The organism is Geobacillus vulcani PSS1 (genome assembly GCF_000733845.1).
Classification (GTDB): domain Bacteria; phylum Bacillota; class Bacilli; order Bacillales; family Anoxybacillaceae; genus Geobacillus; species Geobacillus vulcani.
The window spans coordinates 1,544,478-1,560,933 of sequence record NZ_JPOI01000001.1 but is presented as its reverse complement, the minus strand read 5'-3'; the positions used below and the strand labels follow the sequence as shown (position 1 = coordinate 1,560,933).

The window sequence follows — 16,456 nt, the reverse complement described above, 5'->3', positions numbered from 1 at the left end:
TCACCCAGTGGTGGGGATTTTCACGGAAAAAGCAGCTTGACGCGCCATCAAGCTGCTTTTTCGTTCTCATCACGGAAAGCGCGGAAATTGGCTGAAGTCCGGCTTCCGTTTTTCTTTGAACGCCCGCATGCCTTCCTTCGCCTCTTCGGTCGTGTAGAAGAGAAGCGTCGCGTCTCCGGCGAGCTGCTGGATGCCGGCCAAACCGTCGGAGTCGGCGTTGAATGCCGCTTTTAAGAAGCGAATGGCCGTCGGGCTTTTTTCCAAAATTTCTTGCGCCCATTTCACTGTTTCTTCCTCAAGCTGCTCAAGCGGCACGACTTTGTTGACAAGCCCCATCTCGAGAGCTTCTTGCGCCGTATACTGGCGGCACAAATACCAAATTTCCCGCGCCTTTTTATGGCCGACGATGCGGGCCAAATAGCCGGCGCCATAGCCACCGTCAAAGCTGCCGACTTTCGGTCCGGTTTGGCCGAAGATGGCGTTGTCCGCGGCGATCGTCAAATCGCAGACGACATGGAGCACATGCCCGCCGCCGATCGCATATCCGGCGACCATCGCGATGACCGGTTTCGGAATGACGCGGATGAGCCGCTGCAAATCAAGCACATTGAGGCGCGGAATTTCATCCTCGCCGACGTATCCGCCATGGCCGCGCACTTTTTGGTCCCCGCCCGAGCAAAACGCCTTGCCGCCGGCGCCGGTCAAAATGATGACGCCGATGTTTGCATCGTCGCGCGCTTTCGTAAACGCATCGATCATCTCATTCACCGTTTTCGGCCGAAATGCGTTATGTACCTCCGGACGGTTGATCGTAATTTTGGCGATGCCGTTGTACGTTTCGTAAATAATGTCCTCATAGTCGTACTGCTTTACCCATTCAAACGGCATTTACACTTCCCCCTTTTGTCATGAATTCACTTACTATTTTAGCAAAAATGCCGGGCCGTTCCACGTGAATTGCATGCCCGGTTCCTTTGACGCACACAAGTTCGCTGTTGGGCAGCCGCTCATGCATGTGGGCCGCGATGCGGCAAAACTTCTCATCGCGCTCCCCGCAAACAAGGAACACAGGCATGGCCAGTTCACCAAGCCGCTCCCAAAACGACGGCTGCACGCCGGTCCCCGTCCCGCGCAAACTGTTGGCCAGCCCCGTTGCCGTATGGCGGAGCCGCTCGCGGCGAATCGCCGCCCGCACCGGCTCCGGAAGCATCCGTTGCGTGGCGAAAAGCGGCAGCCGCTCCCAATAATCGACAAACGCACGGATGCCATCCTGTTCAATCCGGCGCGCCAACGCTTCATCCGCTTCCCGCCGTGCGCGCCGCTCCGCTTCCGTTTTCAAGCCGGGCGAACTGCTTTCCAGCACCAAACGGCGGACGCGGTGCGGATGCCAAACGGCGAACGCCAACGCAAGCCGGCCGCCCATCGAATAGCCGAGCACGTTCGCTTCCTCGATGCCAAGTTGGTCAAGCAATGTTGCCAAGTCGGAGGCTGCACGTTCGATCCGGTACCGCCGGATGTCCTTTGGCGCCTCAGTCCGTGCGTGGCCCAATAAATCGACGGCGATCAGGCGGAAGTTCGGCCAAAACGGCACGAACAGCCGCCACGTGTCCGCGCTGCCCGTAAACCCATGAAGCAATAGAAGCGGTTCTCCTTCACCGTATTGTTCCACATGGTAACGAACCCCATTCGCCATCATGGTCATGCCATTCCTCTTGATTCGAGATATTTTGCGATTTCCCGGGCAACCTCGCTCCACAACAATCGATGCATTCGGACATTTTCCGCGCGCGACGTGCGCACCTCAATCACATGAAGCCCGCCTGATGACAATGATTCCGATACATGGCGGCGGAACTCCGTCCAATGGTGCGGCACCGTATGGCGGCCGCCGTACATCTCGACAGCGTGGGCGAACGATAAATCGGTCGGCGTGCCAAACAGCGTTTCAAACGGCCCTTTATGGCGCGCCTGCGGCAAAAACGAGAAAATGCCGCCGCCATTGTTGTTCAACAACACAATGGTGGCCGACAACGAATGCATTTTCGCCGCCAACAAGCCATTCAAATCGTGGTAAAATGACAAATCACCGATCACCAATACAAGCGGAGGCGCGGCAACGCTGGCGCCCAAGGCGCTCGAGACGACTCCGTCAATGCCGTTGGCGCCGCGGTTGGCGAGAATGCGAAGCGGCTTGTCCGTTGCAAAGAGGAACGTATCCGCATCGCGAATCGGCATGCTGTTGCCGACAAACAGCGCCGCTCCGGCCGGAAGCAAATCGGCAAGCTCTGTGAACACTTTCCCTTCAAACCATTCCTCTTCCGGCAGATGGCGCTCAAGCGCCGCGCGGGTGGCCGCGTTCATCTCGCGCCATATCGCCGACCACGCGCTTTTGTTTTCCCTCGGCTTCACCCATTCGAGAAGCTGGAGGCAAAGCAGCCGTTCATCACTCTGGACAAAACTGTCTGCGGACAACGTCGGATCGCGCCAGCCGCCATCGTCGACCACAATTTGGCGAATCGCGCGATGGCGCTTGAGCCATAAAAAGAGCGGTTTCGACACAGGCATCGCGCCAAAGCGAAGGACGACGTCCGGAACGAGCTTGGCAGCGGCCGTTTCCTCTCGCAATATGGCGTCATAGCTGTCAATGATGTACGTTTTGTCATGCCATCCAGCACGCAGCTGGGAAAGCGGATCGGCCAAAATCGGAAAATCAAGCGCTCGCGCCAGCTCGGTGACCGCCTCGGCAAATCCAGGGCGATCGAGTGGTCCGCAGACGATCAGCCCGCGTTCCGCCGCCGATAGCTGCCTAGCGAGCGCCGCCGCTTCTTCGGGCGGCAACGTCGGGAGGCCGCGCCATACTTGCGGCGTTCCTGACGCTGTCCGCACCCGCTCCCACACCGCCTCATCGATATGCGGGACAAGCGGCTCGCGAAACGGCGCGTTCACATGCACAGGCCCGCATGGCGAACCGGCGGCCGTTTGGACGGCTCTTGCCGCCATCGTCCGCACATAGCGCAGCATGTCATCCGTCTCTTCCGGCAGCGCCAAGTCCACAAACCACTTGGCGTAGCGTCCGTATAAGTGCAACTGATCAATCGCCTGCGGCGCTCCGACATCGCGCAGTTCATGCGGCCGGTCGGCCGTCAGCACCACGAGCGGCACGCGCGAATAGTATGCCTCGACAACCGCCGGCCCATAGTTGGCCGCCGCCGTTCCGGACGTGCATACGAGCGCAACCGGCCGCTGCTTCGCTTTCGCCAAGCCGAGAGCGAAAAACGCGGCGGAGCGCTCATCGATGTTCATATATAGGCGAAGGCCAGGGTGGGCCGCCATCGCCATCGCGAGCGGCGTCGAGCGCGAACCGGGGCTGATGACTGCCTCCGCCACCCCGGCCTGCGCCAACCCGTCCACCAATGCCGCTACATAAACAGACAAGGCATCAGCCATCGTTCATCACTCCCAACGCCGATAACATCGGGATCATTTTGACGTTCGTCTCTTCATATTCGCTGTCGGGGTGGGAATCGGCGACAATGCCACAACCGGCAAACAGCACGGCTTCCTTCCCGACGAGCAAGGCCGATCGAATGGCAACCGCCCACTCCCCATTGCCTTCGCCATCCACCCAGCCGATCGGCGCCGCATACCATCCGCGGTCAAGCGGCTCAAGGGCGCCGATCGCCTCCAGCGCTCGATCGCGCGGCGTTCCGCCGAGCGCAGGGGTCGGATGCATCAGTTCCACTAAGCGGAGCACTGAGCGCTCCCGACAGCCATGGCCGATGACCGGGGTGCATAAATGCTGGATGTGCGGCAGCTTGAGCAGCTGCGGTGCAGGCGGCATCTCAACCGTATCACAAACGGAAGCAAACAAGCGGCCAATCATTTGCACGACAAATTGATGCTCCTCGCGGTTTTTCCGATCTTGCTGCAGCCAGGCGCCAAGACGCTCATCTTCCTCAAGGCCGCCCCCGCGCCGCACTGATCCAGCGAGGCAGACCGACCGGCACGTCTCCCCTTCCTTTTGCACAAGCTGCTCCGGCGAGGCGCCGAGAAAACAACGGCCGTCTTGCTCAAAGGCAAAAAGGTAAGAAAACGGCTGCTGTTCGCGAAGCCGCCCAAGCACAGCCGCTGCATCCACCGCCTCGGCAAACGTCAGACGCCGGGCGCGGGCGAGCACCACTTTATCCAATTCCCGCGCCCGAATCGCGGCGATCGCTTCTCGGACCGCTGCCAGCCATCGTTCTTTCTCTTCCTCCTCATTCGCCATGAGAGGCGGGAGGCGCTTCGAAACGGACATCGAGCCGTCAAGCCGATCCAGCAGCCGCCCGATCCGTTCCCAATCCCTTCCTTTTTGATCGGTCGGCACGGTAACGGTCAACGTCGTTCGCCCGTTTCTTACGGCCAAAAGCGCAGCCGGCGCCACAAGCTTTCCGGCCGGAAAACCGCGCCACCATTCAGCGCGCGGGCGGTGCGGATCAAATGAAAACCCGCCGAACAAGATGGGCGGCCCATCTGCGGCTCCGCACGGCTCCGTCATGCCCTCCCATCGGCGGCGTCCTGCCTCCATGTCGTCAAACCGGTCGCCCATCTTCTCCGTTTCGATCGCATACGCAACGCCGAGGCCGGCGAAGATCGTGCTCCCGCTTCGGTCCGACCAAAAAAACCGTTCGCGAAACCCGCATGACGGACCGAGCAGAAAAAAAGAAAGCGGGTCGAGGCCCTCCCACGGTTCCGTCCAGCTGACAAACGGCCGCGCCGCATCGGCCGCCGCTTTATGCAATTGTTGCCGCAAGTGTTGTCGAAATCCAATCGCCACATTCCTCACGCTTTCTTTTGCAAAATTCCCCCTCCATCTTCACTTCCCATTATAATATAATAGGAAATCATTTATCTATCGGGAAGGGTTGACATGCTTTCAACGTTTTCCTACACTTATTTTGAACGTAAACGGATGACATTTTCACGAAGTATAAGGGGAATGAATATGCAACCATTGACACATATGGACCATCGCCCGCCGGCACACCGCGACTGGCGCGTTTTCTGGCGGCTGACGCGGCCGCACACGTTGACGGCGGCGTTTGTGCCTGTATGCGTCGGCACGGTGCTGGCGCTTCGGGAAACATCGATCGATGGGCTGTTGTTTGCCGCAATGATGATTGCCTCGTTATTGATTCAAGCCGCGACGAACATGTTCAACGAATACTATGACTACAAGCGCGGCCTCGATTCCGCGGAATCGGTCGGCATCGGCGGCGCCATCGTCCGCGACGGTCTCAAGCCGAAAACAGTGCTCGCTCTGGCGTTCGGCTGCCTTGGGGCGGCCGTGCTGATCGGCGTCTATATTTGCGCCGAAAGCAGCTGGTGGCTCGCCGCTGTCGGAACGATTTGCATGGCGGCCGGCTATTTTTACACCGGCGGTCCGATTCCGATCGCCTATACGCCGTTTGGCGAACTGGCAGCTGGGTTTTTTATGGGCTTTGTCATCATTTTGATTTCGTTTTTCATTCAAACAGGCTATATCAGCGACGGAGCGGTGCTCACCGCCATTCCGGTCGCGATTTTGGTCGGCGCGATTTTGCTGGCGAACAATATCCGCGACTTGGACGGCGACCGTGAAAAAGGGCGAAAGACGCTCGCCATTTTGATCGGCCGCGATTGGGCCATCCGCCTGCTTGCCATCATGTTCGCTCTTGCCTTCCTTTGGACGGCCGCACTCGTTGCGTTTCATATCGTTCCGCCCTGGGCGCTGCTTGCGCTGTTGAGCATCCCGAAAGCGGTTGCGGCGACGCGCGGATTTATCGGCAAAATCAAGCCGATCGAGATGATGCCGGCCATGAAAGCGACGGCGCAAACGAATACGCAGTTCGGCTTTTTGCTCGCCGCCGGCTTGCTTATCGCCTATTGGCTTTGACACGGTCAACACGACCGTGTTTTTTTTTGTTTTTCGCCCATACTACATCATATAGAAGGCTTTAGAAAAACGATGATTTTAGCCAAATTGACGGGGTTTGCCGGGAATGAAGAGCTGATCGTACAAAGCCCCCAAACTCGTGAAGAGTTGGCTTTGGGCCATTTTTCATTCCATCACCAGCCTTATAGACGCGATGGAAAAGGGGGAAACGGCCCGAGGCGGCCGATACGACAAGACGCTATGGCGAAGGAAGGGATGGCAACCGATGCTGACGAACGAACAACTTGACGTCCTCCGCTCAAGGTTGCTCGACATGAAACGGGAGACAGAAGAGCGGCTGAAACAAAACGACCATTTCGGCATGATCCGCAGCCACGCCCACGATGCGGTCGGCGAGCTGGCGAGCTACGACAACCATCCGGCCGATGAGGCGACGGAGCTGTATGAGCGGGAAAAAGATCTCGCCTTGCAGGAACATGCCGAACGCGAAGTTCGCGAGATTGAACGGGCGCTTGGCGCCATCGCCGACGGCACGTACGGAACATGCCGCGTATGCGGCCGGCCGATTCCATACGAACGGCTCGAGGCGCTGCCGACAACGCTCTACTGCCGCGACCACAGCCCGGATCAAACGGTGTCGCAAAAGCGGCCGCTTGAAGAGGGCGTTCTCATGCCGCCGTTTGCCAAATTCGATTTCGATGACCGCGAAGAATCGGTCGCTTATGACGCGGAAGATGCATGGCAGGAAGTCGCCCGCTACGGCACATCTGACACTCCTTCGGATCTTGGCAAAAACGTCGATTTCTACAGCGAAGTGTACGCCGAGTCGGAAGAGAACGTCGGCTATGTCGAAGACTTGGAAAATTTCGCGGCTGTCGATTTGCATGGCAAAAACGTCAAAGTGTACCCGACACGGGAGCATGAGCTGCTGGAAAACATATTGGATGACGAAGGCATCATGTCAAATATCGGTGATTTGCCGGCGTATGAAAAAGACCCGTATACGGTCAATGAGAGCTACCGCCGCTATGATGAACGACCGACCCAACAAAGCTTTGGGGAATCAAATCCATGAAAAAGGCCATCCGTGCGATGGCCTTTTTTGGAAACAGGGACGCGCTCTTCCGCCAAAACAGGAAACGTGCGCTCTCCAAAAGCGGGGCAAAGCAAGAAAAGCATACTTTTCAATGGCGGGGTTGCAACAAGGATGCCGCATGTTTCAATGGCTTGTTGGAAAACAGGCAAAGAGAGCGTGACGGTTTTTGAACGAACGAAAGCGTGTTTGAAACAGCAAGGATGTGGATTTCCGTGCCGCTTGCAAAACCATGAACATATGTTTTCCCATGCTTTTTGAAACAGCAAAGGCGCGGGTTCCGTAATACATAGCGGAATGTGACGAAAACGTTGATGGAGGCGAAACGATGAACGCACACGAAATTGATTACCAGCTGTACGGCGATGACATGCAGTTTGTCGAGATCGAGCTCGATCCGCGCGAAAGCGTCATTGCGGAAGCGGGCGGCATGATGATGATGGAAGACGGCATCGTGATGGAAACGGTCTTTGGCGACGGCTCCTCGGGAGGAAAAGGGCTGCTCGGCCGCCTCGTCGGCGCCGGCAAACGGCTGCTCACCGGGGAAAGTTTGTTCATGACCGTGTTTACGAACCAAGGCAGCAGCAAGCGCCGCGTCGCGTTTGCCGCTCCGTATCCGGGAAAAATCATTCCGGTTGATTTGAGCGAACTGGGCGGGAAGCTCATTTGCCAAAAAGATTCGTTTTTATGCGCGGCCAAAGGCGTGTCGGTCGGCATTGAGTTTCAACGCAAGCTCGGCGCCGGCTTTTTCGGCGGTGAGGGGTTTATTATGCAAAAGTTGGAAGGCGACGGACTCGCCTTTTTGCACGCCGGCGGGACGATCCATCGCCGCGAGCTGCAGCCGGGGGAAACGCTTCGCATTGACACCGGCTGCCTTGTCGCCATGACGAAAGACATTGACTACGATATTGAATACGTCGGCAACATCAAAACCGCCTTTTTCGGCGGGGAAGGGCTGTTTTTGGCCACCGTCACCGGCCCGGGATCGGTGTGGGTGCAGTCGCTTCCGTTCAGCCGGCTCGCTGACCGCGTCCTCGCTGCCGCCCCAAGCGCTGGCGGACGATCGGTCGGCGAAGGCAGCCTCCTCGGCGGCATCGGCGACTGGCTCGACGGCGACGACTAAAACGAAACGAGGCATTCTGACGGGAAGCCTGACGATTCATTCGTAACCATTTCTAGTTGGCACCTAAAACGAAACGGGGCGTTCCGGTTAAGCCGGACACCCCGTTTCCTTTCATGCCCTCTCCACGAAGGGCTGGCAACGGCCATACATCAGCCCTCTAATCTGGTATGCCCGCCGCTCCTGTGTTTCGCTTCTGCCTTACATCGACGGCGAAAGGCCCCAAATATCCACAGCGTACTCGGCAATCGTCCGATCGCTGGCAAAGTAGCCGGAGTGGGCGATGTTGATGGCGCTCATCCGCCACCAGCGCGCCGGATCGCGGTAAGCCTCTTCCACCCGCTCTTGCGCCTCGGCATAGGAGGCAAAATCGCGCAGCACAAAATATTCGTCATTTTGCGCCAACAGCGAGTCGTAAATCGGCTCAAAGTAGTCGCCGACGCCAGGGAAAAAGCCGTTGACAAGCTGGTCGACGACTTGCTTGATGCGTTTGTCGTGATGGTAATACTCATGCGCCCGGTAGCCGCCCTGCTCATAGTAGTGGAGCACTTCCTCGGCCGCCAGCCCGAACAAAAACATGTTTTCCTCTCCGACGGCTTCCGCGATTTCGACGTTCGCTCCATCGAGCGTGCCGAGCGTAATGGCACCGTTCATCATAAACTTCATATTGCCCGTCCCGGATGCTTCTTTGCTGGCGGTTGAGATTTGCTCGCTCACATCGGCGGCGGGGAAAATCTCTTCCGCGAGCGATACGCGGTAGTTTTCCAAGAAAATGACCTTCAGTTGCTCATTTGTCCGTTTATCGTTGTTCACCTGATCCGCCACTGAATGGATGAGCTTGATGATCCGCTTGGCGTAGTAATAGCCCGGAGACGCTTTCGCTCCGAAAATGAACGTGCGCGGGTGGATCGAAACATGCGGGTCCTCTTTCAGACGATTGTATAAATGCATAATGTGCAACACGTTCAACAACTGCCGTTTATAAGCGTGCATCCGTTTCACTTGGACATCAAATATCGACGATTCGTCAACAAGAACGCCCGTTTTTTCGGAAATGCGCTTGGCCAACTTCATCTTCCGCTGCCGCTTGACCGCAGCCAGCGCCTGCTGAAACGCCGGATCGGAAGCATAAGATTTCAGCTCAATCAACGCTTCCGGTTCGCGGATCCAGCGGGGCCCGATCGTTTCCGTAATCAGCGCCGACAGCTCGGGATTGGCTTTCAACAGCCAGCGCCGGTGGGTCACGCCGTTCGTTTTGTTGTTGAACTTGTGCGGCGCCCACTCGTAAAACAAGCGCATTTCCCGTTGTTTTAAAATCTCCGTATGCAGTTTCGCCACCCCATTGACGCTATGGCTCGCCACGACGGCCAAGTGCGCCATTTTCACCATCCCGTGGGCAATGATGGCCATTTGCTCGATCCTTCCCCAATCACCGGGATAACGCTCCCACAGCTCGCGGCAAAACCGTTCGTTGATTTCCTCGACGATCATGTAAATGCGCGGCAACAGCGGCTGAAACAGACGAATCGGCCATTTCTCCAGCGCTTCCGCCAGCGTCGTATGATTCGTGTACGCGATCGTATGGGTCGTAATGTGCCAAGCCTCTTCCCAGCTCATCCCTTCCTCATCGAGCAAAATGCGCATCAATTCCGGAATCGCGAGCGCCGGGTGCGTGTCGTTGATATGAATGGCGACATATTCATGAAGGCGGTGCAGGCTCCCGTGCTGGCGGCGATGCGCGCGAGTGATGCTGCCGAGGCTGGCGGCGACGAGAAAATACTGTTGCTTTAACCGCAACAATTTCCCTTCATCGTGCGCATCATCAGGATACAAAAACTCCGAAATGGCTTCCGTCTCCCGTTTGTATTGCATCACATCTTTATGAAGCGGGAACGTTTTCGCCGGCTCGGCGCTCCAAAGCCGGAGCGTGTTGACCGTGTTCGTCTCGAAACCGATGACCGGCATATCGTACGGCACAGCCATCACGTTTTCACTGTCGACATGGCGGAAGGTGAGGCGGCCGTTTTGTTCCGACACCTCAACCCTTCCCCAGAAACGAACCTCGACCGCCAGCTCTTCTTTACGGATTTCCCAAACGTTCCCGTTTCGCAGCCATTGCTCCGGCAGCTCGACTTGATAGCCGTCGACGATTTTTTGGTCAAACAGTCCGTGTTTATAGCGGATGCCGTAGCCGTGGCCCGGCAAATTCAATGTCGCGAGCGAATCGAGAAAACAGGCGGCGAGCCGCCCCAGCCCGCCGTTGCCAAGCCCGGCGTCCGCTTCGCATTCCTCAATGTCCTCAAGGCGGATGCCGAGCTCGCGAAGCGCCTCTTCGACCATCGGGCGGACGCCGAGGTTTAACAAGTTGCTTCCGAGCAAACGGCCGAGCAAAAACTCGATCGACAAATAGTACACTTGCTTCCGCCGCTCTGCCCGGTAGCGCTCGTTCGTCGCGATCCAATGGCGGCTGATATGTTCGCGCACCATCTGGCCGAGAACGTGATAATGATCGCGCGCCGTCGACTCTGCAAATGGCTTGCCGCACAGCGCCTCCACCCGCGCTACAAACGTCCGTTGAAACGTTTCTTTATCCGCGAACAAGCGCGTCTCCCCCCTTTTCGACCAGCTGCTCGTACGCTTTTTGATACTCTCTCGCCGACCGGCGCCAGCTGTAATCGCCGCGCATCGCCCGCTCCATGAGGCGCTCCCAGACCGACGGCTGACGGTAGAACGACAGCGCCCGGCGGATCGTGTACAACATATCATGGGCGTTAAAGTTCGTAAAGCTGAATCCGTTCCCTTCTCCTGTGAATTCATTGTACGATTGCACCGTATCGTTTAACCCGCCCGTTTCCCGAACGATCGGAATCGTCCCGTACCGAAGCGCGATCATTTGGCTCAGCCCGCACGGTTCAAACAGCGAGGGCATTAAAAACAAGTCCGCGCCGGCGTAAATTTGATGGGCGAGCGGTTCGTGAAAGCCGATGTACACCCCGACCTTGTCGGGATAGGCCGCCGCCATCTGCGAGAAAAACTGTTCAAACCGCCAATCCCCCGTGCCGAGCACAATGAGCTGCATCTCTTCCTGCATGAGGTCGTGGAACACGCACGTGACTAAATCGAGTCCCTTTTGCGCCGTCATTCGCGTCACCATCGCGACAACGGGCACATCGTCCCGCTCTGGCAGACCGAACCGCCGCTGCAAAGCGCGCTTGTTCCATTTTTTTTTCTCCCGCGTATGTACACTATAAGTCGCCGCCAAAAACGGATCGGTTTCCGGGTTGTAAAACTCGTCGTCAATGCCGTTTACAATGCCAAGCAAATCATCCCGCCGCGCCCGCAACAGCCCGTCAAGCCGCTCGCCGTAATAGGCGGTTTGAATCTCCTCCTTGTACGTCGGGCTGACCGTTGTAATCAAATCAGAGGCGACAAGCGCCCCTTTCATAAAGCTGACGCTTCCGTAAAATTCCAGATGATCGACGGTGAAATACCGTCCATCCAAATTCAACAAATCTTCTAAAATCCCGCGCGGAAACAGCCCCTGAAACTGCAAGTTGTGAATCGTAAACACGGTGCGGATCTCCGCATAAAACGGATCATGCCGGTATTGCTCGCGCAAGAAAAACGGAATCATGCCCGTGTGCCAGTCATGGCAATGAATGATGTCGGGCTGAAACGAAATCGCCGGCAGCGCGTCCAGCACCGCCCGGCAAAAATAGGCGAACCGCTCGCCGTCGTCACCATGGCCGTACAGCTGCGGCCGTTTGAAATAGTATTCATTATCGATAAAATAATAGACAACCCCGTCGTGCTCCAGTCTGTCCACCCCGCAATACTGGCGGCGCCACCCGACCGGCACGATGAACTCCGCCACCTTGTTCATCTTCTGTTTCCATTCGGGGGCGATCGTTTCATATTTCGGCAACATCACGCGAACATCGACGCCAAGCCGGCGCAGCGCTTTTGGCAAGGCGCCGGCGACGTCGGCCAGCCCCCCCGACTTGGCAAACGGGGCGCATTCAGAAACGGCAAACAGCACGTTCATCGATTCAAGACCTCCCCTTGCACCGTTCCTTTCCGGACGACAAACGGCCGTTCCGCCGTCCCTTGTAAAACAACCCCCGGTTCGATTTTCGCATCTTTATCGACGATGACGCCATCCAGCACACAACCATCGCCGATTTGGCATTTTTGCATAATGATGCTGTTCTTCACAACAGCTCCTTTGCCGATTTTCACGGAACGAAACAGGATGCTGTTTTCCACCGTTCCTTCAATGACGCAGCCGTTGGCGATCATCGAGCGCTTCACATTCCCTTCCCGGCCGTATTTCGTCGGCGGCTCGTCTTTTACTTTCGTATAAACCGGCCGCGATGGAAGAAACAGCTGCTCCCAAACGCGGCGGTCAAGCAGCTCCATGCTCGCGCGGAAATAGCGGGCGAGCGAATCGATGGCGGCCGCATACCCGTTGTATTCATAGTCGCAAATGGACAGCGAATGACGATCGTCGTCGATGACATCGACGATGCTTCGATAACCGCGGTCTTTGTAGCCGGCGATCAAATCAAGCAGAAGAGACGTCTCAAGCACATACATCTCCAATGGCTCGCCGCGATGGCAAATTTGCGTCACATCGCAGCCGCGTTCGATATGGCGCTCGAGAACGGCGTCAAAGTCGATGTTGCACACCGTATAGCCGTTCGCAATAACCGCATACTTTTGCCGGCTTCGCAAAAAATAGTCGATATGCTGCTCAAAATGGGCAAACGCCCCGACCCGGCGCTCGCCGGAAAACAACAAATCCGGCGATGGGAAGAAAAACAGTCCGTCCCGTTTTCGGTTTAAATCCCAATTCTTCCCTGATCCTAAGTGGTCCATCAACGACCGATATTGGTATTTGGGAAAAATCGCCACACTTTCAATGCCGGAATTGACCATGCTCGAAAGCACGAAGTCAATGAGCCGATACCGCCCGGCGAATGGCACTGCTGCGATGGAACGTCTCTCGACAAGCGGCGCCATCGCCTCCATATACGTCGTCGCGTCAATGACGCCTAACATCATGTTGTTGTTCATTGTGCTCCATCCTTCCTTGCGGTGTCCTTATTCCGTTGCTTGAGCCACTCGGTCGTTACGAGCACGACGTCATCATCAGCATCGTCCAAGCTTACAGTCGAATGCGGCGGGATGAGGATCTCCGGAGTAACGATCGCTCGCTCGACATACGCTCCTTCACCAACCGTTGCCCCTGGCATAATCACGGACTCTTTCACAACCGCCCCCTTCTCAATGCGCACACCTTGAAACAGCACCGAGCGCTCCACTGTTCCCTCCACAACGCATCCTTCATTGATGAGGGAATCCCTCACTTCCGCCTCGGGAGCGATGTATTGCGGCGGCTGATTCGGATTGACCGAATAAATGCGCCACGAGCGGTCAAACAAGTCGAGCTCATTGTGTTCATCGAGCAAATCCATGTTGGCTTCCCACAAGCTTTTCACCGTTCCGACATCTTTCCAATAGCCTTTGAACGGATACGCCACGAGCCGCTTGTTCTCCCGGAGCAGCCGCGGAATGATGTCTTTGCCGAAATCATGCGACGAATGCGGATCGGCGTTGTCGATTTGCAAATATTCTTTCAACAGCGGCCAGTTGAACATGTAAATGCCCATCGACGCCAAATTGCTTTTCGGGTGGGCCGGTTTTTCGGCAAATTCGACAATTTCCATGTTTTCATTTGTGTTCATAATGCCGAATCGGCTCGCCTCTTCCCACGGCACCTCAATGACGGAAATCGTTGCATCGGCCTGTTTGGCAATATGGTAGTCGAGCATCTGCTGATAATCCATCTTGTAAATATGATCGCCAGACAGCACGAGAACGTAATCCGGGTCGTACTGTTCGATATAATTGATGTTTTGATAAATGGCGTTCGCCGTGCCTTCGTACCATTTGACACCGGAAGAGACGGAATAGGGCGGAAGGACAGTGACCCCGCCGTTTCGCCGATCCAAATCCCATGCACTTCCGATGCCGATGTACGAGTGCAAAAGAAGCGGCTGATATTGGGTCAACACCCCGACTGTGTCAATGCCTGAGTTCGTGCAATTGCTCAAGGTAAAATCAATGATCCGGTACTTCCCCCCAAACGGTACGGCTGGTTTCGCGATGTTTTTCGTCAGCGAGCGAAGCCGGCTTCCTTGCCCGCCGGCCAATAACATGGCGATGCACTTCTTCTTCATTCTGCTTTCTCTCCCCTCGTTGTTGCACTGGCCGCAAAATGGAAATGCCAAACGGTGGAATCGTCATGCGCACATGGTACGGTTTTCCATGAAACGGCTCACGGAAAGCGGGAAGCCGCTTCCCGTTGACATGCCCCGAACCGCCGAACTCTGGCGCGTCGCTGTTGAGCACTTCGCGGTACGGCGCCAAAAGCGGCACGCCGACTTTGTAATCGTCATACGCCTGGTTTGTGAAATTGCAAACAATAACGAGCACATCCCCTTCTTTTTTCCCCCGGCGGATGAATGAGAAAATGCTTTGTTCGGCATTATGAACGTCAATCCATTCAAACCCGTGCGGATCATGATCGAGCTCGTAAAACGGCTTATACCGTTTATAGCAGGCGATCAGCTGCTTCACATATTCGTCCATTTTCCGGTGCAAGTCGAAATCAAACAGCACCCAGTCAAGCTCTCCCTCAAACTTCCATTCATCAAACTGGGCGAACTCATTGCCCATAAACAACAGCTTTTTTCCAGGATGGGCCATCATGTAGCCGTACAATAGGCGCAGCTGGGCGAACTTCTCTTCGTATGACCCAGGCATTTTATTGAGCAGTGATTTTTTTCCATGCACGACCTCATCATGGGAAAATGGCAAAATGAAATTTTCTGAATACGCATAAAGGAGGGAAAAACTGACTTGATTGTGGACGTATTTCCGCTCATGCGGCGGCGTTTCCATATACTTGAGCATATCGTTCATCCAGCCCATGTTCCATTTGTAATTAAACCCAAGCCCGCCGTCGTACGTCGGCGCCGTCACCTTCGGCCAGTCGGTCGAATCTTCGGCGATCATCAAGACGTTCGGATCATAGGCGAACACCGCTTCATTCAACTTGCGCAAAAATTCGACCGCATACGGATTTTCATACAGCCGGTCATTGTTTGGCCAATAAAGCATATTGGCGACCGCATCGACGCGAAACCCGTCCACATGGTAATACTCCAGCCAAAACAATGCATTAGAGATCAGAAAACTGCGTACTTCCGGCTTGCCTAGGTCAAAATTCGCCGTCCCCCAGACGTCATTTTCTCGGTCTTTTTCATTCGCGTATTCATACGTCGGCGCGCCGTCAAACATGTACAGCCCGTGGGCATCCTTGCAAAAATGCCCTGGCACCCAATCGAGGATGACCCCAAGCCCCGCTTGATGGCAGCGATCGACGAAATACATGAAATCGTGCGGTGTGCCATAGCGGCTCGTCACCGCATAATAGCCGGTCCCTTGATATCCCCACGAACGATCGAGCGGATGCTCGACAAGCGGAAGCAGCTCAATGTGCGTAAACCCGCGCTCAAGCACGTACGGAATGAGTTCGTCGGCCATCTCGCGGTACGTATAAAAGCGGCCGTCCGGTTTCTTTTTCCACGAACCGAAATGAAGTTCATAAATGACCATCGGTTGGTCATAAATCCGCTTCCGCCGCTTCTTCCGCTGCCAAGATGAGTCATTCCACTCGTACCCTTTCAGATTATAGACAATCGAGGCAGTATGAGGGCGCACTTCGGAGTAAAAGGCGTACGGGTCTGCTTTCAACAGTACACGGCCATCCGGTGTGATGATCTCATATTTATAGAGATGGCCTTCCAAGTTTTCTGGAACAACGATCGTCCATACCCCTTCGTTGTTCACTTTTGTCAAGCGGAAATTGGCCCCATTCCAATCATTGAAACTGCCAACGAGACGCACATCAAGCGCATGCGGCGCCCACACGCAAAACCGGGTGCCGACTGTCTCCCCTTGATGGATGATATGGGCGCCAAACAGCTCATAGCATTTATACAAGCTGCCTTCATGAAACAAATACATTTCTAAATCTGTCGGATTCGCCGCAATCAAACCGATCGCATCCTTTCCGAAACAAGATGATGGCCATACACGACATTGATTCCTATTCGCCAACAGAACGCTTCATTCCTTGAATGATTCGTCTATATTTTTAGACAAATTCCAACAACCGCTGTTTTGGGTTGTCGAATTTTCCTTTGCACACAGCCGGGCATTTATATTATAATATATATAAATTAATAATTATTATAAAAAA

13 protein-coding genes are annotated in these 16,456 nt (G+C 55.6%); 4 read left to right on the top strand and 9 right to left on the bottom strand.

Features of this window, described 5'->3' with window-relative positions:
- Positions 1-69 precede the first annotated feature (69 nt).
- The 4 genes from menB to N685_RS0108475 are packed head-to-tail and all read right to left on the bottom strand — an operon-like array spanning position 70 to position 4,816.
- The gene (gene menB, locus N685_RS0108490) at positions 70-888 is read right to left on the bottom strand and encodes a 1,4-dihydroxy-2-naphthoyl-CoA synthase (RefSeq protein ID WP_031407524.1); all 819 of its coding nucleotides are present in this window, start codon (positions 886-888) and stop codon (positions 70-72) included.
- On the bottom strand, positions 878-1,702 hold the full coding sequence (gene menH, locus N685_RS0108485) for a 2-succinyl-6-hydroxy-2,4-cyclohexadiene-1-carboxylate synthase (protein WP_031407522.1): 825 nt from the start codon (positions 1,700-1,702) through the stop codon (positions 878-880). The genes menB and menH overlap by 11 nt, the downstream gene beginning before the upstream one ends.
- Positions 1,699-3,447 carry a 2-succinyl-5-enolpyruvyl-6-hydroxy-3-cyclohexene-1-carboxylic-acid synthase gene (gene menD, locus N685_RS0108480; protein ID WP_031407520.1) on the bottom strand — a complete coding sequence of 583 codons (1,749 nt, stop codon included), beginning with the start codon at positions 3,445-3,447 and terminating at the stop codon, positions 1,699-1,701. Before menD ends, menH begins: the two co-directional genes overlap by 4 nt.
- A complete protein-coding gene (locus tag N685_RS0108475) occupies positions 3,440-4,816 on the bottom strand; it encodes an isochorismate synthase (RefSeq protein ID WP_031407519.1) in 1,377 nt (458 codons plus the stop codon). The genes menD and N685_RS0108475 overlap by 8 nt, the downstream gene beginning before the upstream one ends.
- A gap of 168 nt (positions 4,817-4,984) precedes the next feature.
- Here N685_RS0108475 and N685_RS0108470 point away from each other — a divergent pair, with 168 nt between their 5' ends.
- The 4 genes from N685_RS0108470 (at position 4,985) to N685_RS0108455 (ending at position 8,130) form a co-directional block, all read left to right on the top strand.
- Complete coding sequence (locus N685_RS0108470; protein WP_031407517.1) at positions 4,985-5,914, top strand: 1,4-dihydroxy-2-naphthoate polyprenyltransferase; 930 nt, start codon at positions 4,985-4,987, stop codon at positions 5,912-5,914.
- A gap of 265 nt (positions 5,915-6,179) precedes the next feature.
- The gene (locus tag N685_RS0108465) at positions 6,180-6,989 is read left to right on the top strand and encodes a yteA family sporulation protein (RefSeq protein ID WP_031407514.1); all 810 of its coding nucleotides are present in this window, start codon (positions 6,180-6,182) and stop codon (positions 6,987-6,989) included.
- Entirely contained in the window at positions 6,986-7,180 is a 195-nt protein-coding gene (locus N685_RS19545) for a hypothetical protein (protein ID WP_156961383.1), read from the top strand. The genes N685_RS0108465 and N685_RS19545 overlap by 4 nt, the downstream gene beginning before the upstream one ends.
- A gap of 155 nt (positions 7,181-7,335) precedes the next feature.
- Positions 7,336-8,130, top strand: coding sequence for a TIGR00266 family protein (locus N685_RS0108455; RefSeq protein ID WP_031407512.1), 795 nt, complete (start codon positions 7,336-7,338; stop codon positions 8,128-8,130).
- 198 nt (positions 8,131-8,328) lie between these two features.
- Here N685_RS0108455 and N685_RS0108450 read toward each other — a convergent pair whose 3' ends face one another.
- From N685_RS0108450 to glgB, 5 genes are read right to left on the bottom strand one after another with little or no spacing between them, the layout of a single operon-like run.
- Positions 8,329-10,728, bottom strand: a complete 2,400-nt coding sequence (locus tag N685_RS0108450) for a glycogen/starch/alpha-glucan phosphorylase (protein ID WP_031407511.1) — start codon at positions 10,726-10,728, stop codon at positions 8,329-8,331.
- Positions 10,715-12,172: a glycogen synthase GlgA gene (gene glgA / locus N685_RS0108445; RefSeq protein ID WP_031407509.1), complete on the bottom strand. Its 1,458-nt coding sequence runs from the start codon at positions 12,170-12,172 to the stop codon at positions 10,715-10,717. The genes N685_RS0108450 and glgA overlap by 14 nt, the downstream gene beginning before the upstream one ends.
- Positions 12,169-13,203, bottom strand: a complete 1,035-nt coding sequence (locus N685_RS0108440) for a GlgC family sugar phosphate nucleotidyltransferase (RefSeq protein ID WP_031407507.1) — start codon at positions 13,201-13,203, stop codon at positions 12,169-12,171. The genes glgA and N685_RS0108440 overlap by 4 nt, the downstream gene beginning before the upstream one ends.
- The gene (locus tag N685_RS18980; RefSeq protein ID WP_031407504.1) at positions 13,200-14,369 is read right to left on the bottom strand and encodes a glucose-1-phosphate adenylyltransferase; all 1,170 of its coding nucleotides are present in this window, start codon (positions 14,367-14,369) and stop codon (positions 13,200-13,202) included. The genes N685_RS0108440 and N685_RS18980 overlap by 4 nt, the downstream gene beginning before the upstream one ends.
- Positions 14,251-16,251 carry a 1,4-alpha-glucan branching enzyme gene (gene glgB / locus N685_RS0108430; RefSeq protein ID WP_033842325.1) on the bottom strand — a complete coding sequence of 667 codons (2,001 nt, stop codon included), beginning with the start codon at positions 16,249-16,251 and terminating at the stop codon, positions 14,251-14,253. Before glgB ends, N685_RS18980 begins: the two co-directional genes overlap by 119 nt.
- Between the last annotated feature and the right edge of the window lie 205 nt (positions 16,252-16,456).

Coding starts and splice junctions, on each gene's coding strand:
- menB (WP_031407524.1), bottom strand. CDS start 888: ATGCCGTTTGAATGGGTAAAGCAGTACGACTATGAGGACATTATTTAC.
- menH (WP_031407522.1), bottom strand. CDS start 1,702: ATGACCATGATGGCGAATGGGGTTCGTTACCATGTGGAACAATACGGT.
- menD (WP_031407520.1), bottom strand. CDS start 3,447: ATGGCTGATGCCTTGTCTGTTTATGTAGCGGCATTGGTGGACGGGTTG.
- N685_RS0108470 (WP_031407517.1), top strand. CDS start 4,985: ATGCAACCATTGACACATATGGACCATCGCCCGCCGGCACACCGCGAC.
- N685_RS0108465 (WP_031407514.1), top strand. CDS start 6,180: ATGCTGACGAACGAACAACTTGACGTCCTCCGCTCAAGGTTGCTCGAC.
- N685_RS19545 (WP_156961383.1), top strand. CDS start 6,986: ATGAAAAAGGCCATCCGTGCGATGGCCTTTTTTGGAAACAGGGACGCG.
- N685_RS0108455 (WP_031407512.1), top strand. CDS start 7,336: ATGAACGCACACGAAATTGATTACCAGCTGTACGGCGATGACATGCAG.
- glgA (WP_031407509.1), bottom strand. CDS start 12,172: ATGAACGTGCTGTTTGCCGTTTCTGAATGCGCCCCGTTTGCCAAGTCG.
- N685_RS0108440 (WP_031407507.1), bottom strand. CDS start 13,203: ATGAACAACAACATGATGTTAGGCGTCATTGACGCGACGACGTATATG.
- N685_RS18980 (WP_031407504.1), bottom strand. CDS start 14,369: ATGAAGAAGAAGTGCATCGCCATGTTATTGGCCGGCGGGCAAGGAAGC.